The 5,328-nt window shown below is 69.8% G+C and carries 6 protein-coding genes; 3 read left to right on the forward strand and 3 right to left on the reverse strand.

Translation table 11 applies throughout. From position 1 onward, the window contains the following. Positions 1-97 precede the first annotated feature (97 nt). On the reverse strand, positions 98-925 hold the full coding sequence (locus ABZS54_RS42035; protein ID WP_355548443.1) for a hypothetical protein: 828 nt from the start codon (positions 923-925) through the stop codon (positions 98-100). A 392-nt stretch (positions 926-1,317) separates the two neighbouring features. After that, on the reverse strand, positions 1,318-1,893 hold the full coding sequence (locus ABZS54_RS42040) for a TetR/AcrR family transcriptional regulator (RefSeq protein ID WP_355548446.1): 576 nt from the start codon (positions 1,891-1,893) through the stop codon (positions 1,318-1,320). Positions 1,894-2,063: 170 nt separating this feature from the next. Here ABZS54_RS42040 and ABZS54_RS42045 point away from each other — a divergent pair, with 170 nt between their 5' ends. Further along, entirely contained in the window at positions 2,064-2,588 is a 525-nt protein-coding gene (locus tag ABZS54_RS42045) for an SRPBCC family protein (protein ID WP_355548449.1), read from the forward strand. A gap of 236 nt (positions 2,589-2,824) precedes the next feature. On the opposite strand, the gene ABZS54_RS42050 is transcribed toward ABZS54_RS42045, so the two are convergent. Further along, the gene (locus ABZS54_RS42050; protein ID WP_355548452.1) at positions 2,825-3,244 is read right to left on the reverse strand and encodes a VOC family protein; all 420 of its coding nucleotides are present in this window, start codon (positions 3,242-3,244) and stop codon (positions 2,825-2,827) included. A 389-nt stretch (positions 3,245-3,633) separates the two neighbouring features. On the opposite strand from ABZS54_RS42050, the gene ABZS54_RS42055 reads away from it, so the two are divergent. Together ABZS54_RS42055 and ABZS54_RS42060 are read left to right on the forward strand one after the other, a co-directional pair. Continuing rightward, positions 3,634-4,245 (forward strand): potassium channel family protein, encoded by a 612-nt coding sequence (locus ABZS54_RS42055; RefSeq protein WP_355548455.1) that lies wholly within the window; start codon positions 3,634-3,636, stop codon positions 4,243-4,245. A gap of 209 nt (positions 4,246-4,454) precedes the next feature. Then, a complete protein-coding gene (locus tag ABZS54_RS42060; RefSeq protein ID WP_355548458.1) occupies positions 4,455-5,231 on the forward strand; it encodes a tryptophan 2,3-dioxygenase family protein in 777 nt (258 codons plus the stop codon). Positions 5,232-5,328 lie beyond the last annotated feature (97 nt).

Here is a 5,328-nt window from a genome sequence, read left to right on the forward strand (position 1 = left end):
GGGGCGGAAGCGGGAGCCGGGCACGGGGCCGGCTCCCGCTTCCGCTCCGGCCCCGGCCCGCGCCCCGCCCCGCTTCTCTGCGGGCGTACGGAACGGGTCAGCCGCCGAGTTCGGACCTGACCTTGTCGATCTGGCCGCGGACGAGGTGGTCCGGGAAGGTCGGCGCGGTCGTGGTGTCGTCCTCGCCGCTTGCCCGCAACTGCACCACGGTCGTGCCGACTCGGGCGATGGCCTGGGTGAACGGCGCGGTGGCGCCCTGGACCCGCAGCATCGAGGAGATCTCGATGCTGCCGGGACCGTAGGCGTCGATCCGGACGTCGAGCACCTGGTACTCGACCGTGCCGCCGTCGACCTGGAAGGTGAACCGCTTGCAGGTCTTCGCCGCGGCCATGTACGTGGTCCACTGACGGTCGAGCCGGTCGGGTTGGTAACTGCTCAGCACGACATCGGTGTCGGGATGGACGACTCCTTGCGGGTCGGTGCCGCCGACGAGGTCGCGTTCGATCGCGGCGACGCTGGTCCGGCCCTGACCCACCAGCGGCTGACACCGGGGGTCGGAGGCGGTCGGCGTCTCGCTCTCCTCGGGGTCGATGGTCTTCTTGACGGTCAATCCTGCCGGGAGTTCCTGGGCGTCCAGCAGTGCGGCGGTCAACTGCGCCTTCGTTGCCGGTGCCTTGGCCTGCGGCGCCTTCGGGTCCGCGGACGCGTCGGCGGGCTTGTCGGCGGGCGGCTTGGTGCCGGCCGAGCCCGGGGCGTTCGGTGTGGTGTCGCCGGGCTTGCCCGGCTGGGTCGTAACGGCCTTCGGGTTCGCCTTGTCGGCGTCGCCGGTGTCGGACTCGCAGGCGCTGAGCCCCGCGACCAGGACGAGCGCGGTGAGCGGCAGCGCGGCGCGCCGGATGGATCGGCGGACTACGCGCGTGGACATAACGGAACTTTGCACCGTGTTCCCCCCGGATTCGGTGTGTGTGCACGAAGACGGGCCGCGGACCTCGTCCCCCCGGACCGATCCACGTGCGAAACGCCCTGCGGCGGCCCGTCGTCCCAGGAAACCAGCCGCCGTCGCGGGCCGCACCGCTGTTACCGGTTCCGCACAGATCCGGGACTCCACTTGGAAAGTGTCACCGCGTGATCATCTCCGGTCGGCATAAAGGGTTGGACGCGCCGAGTTGCGTGTCGGCGTGGTCGATCACAACGGACCATGCGCCAAGTCACGCGATGTGCCGGGCCTTCTTCGCTTGCGCATATCCGAATCCGCCGGTGCCCTGCGCCGAGCCGACCCGACGAGCGCACGGCGTGCGGAGGCCGAGTGTCGACCGGCTACCGTTCGTCGCCGGTGCGCGGGGGTACGCCGAACGCGGCCAGAACGGTGTCGATATAGGTGGAAGCGTCCTCGTCGGGGGCCGCGTCGACGCGGCGCAGTGCGGCCGTGCCCAAGTAGACCGCGTAGGCCGCAGTGGCGATGTGGCGGGCCTGGTCCGGTGGTTGGCCGTATTCGACGAGGGTGTCGCGGATGGTGGCCAGGCGTCGTCGGGTGACCCGCTCGGCCACCTCGCGCACGGCGGGGTGGTCGGATTCGACGAGCAGCAGCAGGGCGAGCGTGCCGCCCTGAGTGGACGCGAACGAGTGCTGGATGAGCATGCGCAGTCGGTCGGCCGGGTCGGGGATCGCGGCGAGCCGCGGGAGGACCTCCTCGGTCTGCACTCGCTCCCACCGTTCGAGTGCGGCGGCGAGCAGTGCCTCCCGGTTCTCGAAGAGCCAGTAAAAGCTCGACTTGGACGCCTGGAGTCGGGCAGCGACCGGCTCGACCGCGACCGCAGCCAATCCGCCCTCGATAAGCGCGGCCAGCGCGGCGGTGGCCCAGTCGTCGCGAGTCAGTCGGGCGGTACGCGGCATGGGGCCCCTTGCTGTGATCGGTGCCGGGTCGAGTGCTGGGTTCGGTGCTGTTCAGTGCGTGTTCGCGGCTGTCGTTCTTCGTCCCGGCCCGTGTTTCGGTGTTTGCCGGTTCTGGACGGTGCCGTATAGTCTACGTTCTGTACGGCACCGTCCAGAATCGGAGAGTCGTCATGATCAACACTCATCGGCGCGTTGTCGCCGCACCCCCCGAGCGGGTGTGGGAAGTCCTCGCGCGGATCGGCAGCCCGGGCGACCGGCTCTTCCCTCGTGACTGGGGCAGCGTCGAGGCCCCCGAGGGACTTCGGCCCGGCGCGCCCTTCCACCATCGGGGCATGCGCTGCCGGATCGAGGCCGTCGAGCCCGAACACCGCCTGTGGATCGCCTTTCCGCCGGAGCACGGCGGCGAACACGGCTTCACCCTGACCCGAGCGCCCGGCGGCGGTACCACGGTCACCCACACGCTGCGCAGCCACCCGCGCGGCACCGACCGCGTGCTCTGGTGCCTGGTCACCAGAGCGGTGCACAACGCGGTGATCGAGGCAGTCCTCGACAACCTCGAACGCACCGCCTGCGACGGCACCCTCGCCCGACCCACGCACCGCCGGCACCGCTACGCACACCTGGTGCGCAAGGTGGGCGCGCGCAGCCGGACACGGGCCGCGAAGGCCGACGGCGTGCCCGACTCGGCGCTGTAACGACTGCTCCCAGTCCATGACTTCCGCAGCGACCACCGCCGCCGCATCCAGGCCGACCCGGATCGGGTCCGGGCGGCCCTGGAGTCCCCAGCCCCGGACGAACTCCCGCTCACCGGGGCCCTGTTCCGCCTCCGCTCGGTCGGCCGCCGCCGAGGTCCGGCCGCCCGGCTCGGCGACGACGGCCCGATCCCCACGCTGGTTCGTGACAGAGCTCGGCGCCCGCCCCCGGCGGTCGGCTACGGGCGGACGTAGGGCCGGGTCATGATCTCCATGTTGTGGCCGTTCGGGTCCTCGAAGTACGCGCCGCGGCCGCCGAAGAGGTCGTTGATCGCGCCCGGCCGGGTGTGGTGCGGGTCGGCGTAGTAGGTGACCCCGAGCGCCTCCAAGCGGGCGATCATGCCGTCGAACCGCCCGTCCGGCACCAGGAACGCGTAGTGCTGGGACTGGATCGGTTCGTCGCTCTTCTCGTAGTAGTCGAGTGTCACGCCGTTGCCGAGTTCGACGGGTACGAACGGCCCGAACGGGGTGCCGACCTCCAGGCCCAGGATCGTGGCGATGAATTCGGCCGCCGGCTGCCGCTCCTTGGCGTAGATGGCGGTGTGGTTCAACTGCACGGTGGATATCGGAAGTTGCGGTCGCTGCTGGTCGTGCGTCATCGGTGGGAGCCTCTCCAGGTCTCGAAATCCGTGCGGGCGGGCGCCTCATACGGGCGCCAAAAGCGAGGAACGGAGAGGGAAGGGCGGGGCTCTGGCCCGCCTCGGACTCACGCCGAGGCCGGGCGCCTCACTCGTGAATGGCCCATGGCCGACCCGGCAGTCACCCGAGCGACGTTAGCGCCGGCGCAGGCCGGAGGCAACCACCGGTCCTCGGCCGCGTTCCGGGTGGCCGGAGTACATCACCAAGGTACCGGCGAAACCCTCGACTGGGAGTGAACGCACGCCACGCCGGGCGATTCACTCCTATTTGTCGCATATGCGGGCTACAGTGACGCCCGAGGAGGTGGATCTTCGCACCCGACCAGTCGCCCGGAGATCCGACGTCGACGTTGAGAGGAACGCTGTTCGCCACCAAGGATCCGGTCGGCCTACGGCTGATGATGCTCGGGTTGCTGCGCGGCTTGCTCACCGCCACCCTGCTGCTGGTCCTGTACTACGTCCTTCCGCTGGATCGCCCATTCGACGTCGCCGCCGAGGTCGGGCTCATTGTCGGGCTGCTCGCGTTCGCTGTCCTCGTGGCCTGGCAGATCGATGCGATCATGCACGCCGACCGGCCACGACTGCGGGCCGTCGAGGCCCTGTCCGTCTCGCTGCCCTTCCTACTGGTGCTCTTCGCCACGACGTACTTCCTGATCGGATCGGACCGCGCGGACGCCTTCACCGAACCGATGAGCCGAACCGACGCGCTCTACTTCACAGTCACCGTCTTCACGACCGTCGGCTTCGGCGACATCGCGCCGACGTCCGACATCGCGCGCGTTTTGGCCACGATCCAGATGCTGGTGGACCTGGTCGCGCTGGGCGTGATCGGACGGGTCGTCCTGGGCGCCGTTCAAATCGGCCTGCACAGACAGACGAGCGCATCCGGACCCGGCGCCGACACCGCGGGCACCCCCGGTCCCGATGCCGACCCGCCGGACAGGCCCCGGCCCGGCGGATAGATCCACCGCCGTCCGGCCGCCGCCCCGGGCAATGCTCGACCGATTCACGAACGTAAACAAGACCCGCCCAATGCGTCGCGATCATGACATCCACCGGGTCTGCTTCCGTGCGTCGGCCATTCCGGAAAGGGCTCGACCCGCACAGGATGGTGCCCGTCGTTTCCGGCCCGTCGGAACGGTGGAAAAGCCCGCAAGGAGAGGAAGCGACGATGAGCGACGCCCCGGTCGTCACGTATGGAAGCTATCTGCGCCTGGACACCCTGCTGTCCTGCCAGGAGCCGAGGACCGAAGCGCACGACGAGATGTTGTTCGTCGTCATCCACCAGGTCTACGAGCTGTGGTTCAAGCAGATCCTGCACGAGGTCGCACTGCTCCAGCGACAACTCGAGAGTGGCAACGGCGCGGGTGCCCTGCACACCGCGCGGCGGGTCGCCAAGATCCTGAAGACCGTCGTCGGCCAGTTGGACATCCTGGAGACCATGACGCCCCGGCAGTTCGCCTCCTTCCGCGACGCGCTCGGCACCTCCAGCGGGTTCCAGTCGGCGCAGTTCCGTGAATTGGAAGCCGTGCTCGGGCGGCGCGAGTTCGGCGGCTACGAAACCGGTGACGACGAGGGGCTCAAGGCCGCCGCCCACCGCCCGTCCGTGTTCGACTCGCTGCTGCGGCACCTCGCGGGACTGGGATACGCGGTCCCCGAGCGCGTTCTGGAGCGCGATACGAGCACCGCGTGGCAACCCGACCCGGACGTACAGGAAGCCCTCAAGGCCGTCTACATCGACGAGACCGGACACGGGGCACAGGTCTGCGAGGCCCTCGTCGACATCGACGAGGGCCTCCAGGAATGGCGCTACCGGCACATGAAGATGGTCGAGCGCACCATCGGTGCCAAGATCGGCACGGGCGGCTCGGCCGGCGCCGCGTATCTGCGCGCCACCCTGTTCTCCCCGGTCTTCCCGGACCTGTGGGAGGTCAGGTCCCAGGCCTGAGCCGCACGCTACGGCCGGGCCGGGGCGCCGGTTCGGCCGCCTCGACCCGCGCCGCCGCGTGCTACTCCGTGCGCAGTGCCGTCGGCGTGCGCGCCCG

This window comes from Embleya sp. NPDC005575, assembly GCF_040605455.1.
Taxonomy (GTDB): Bacteria; Actinomycetota; Actinomycetes; order Streptomycetales; family Streptomycetaceae; genus Embleya.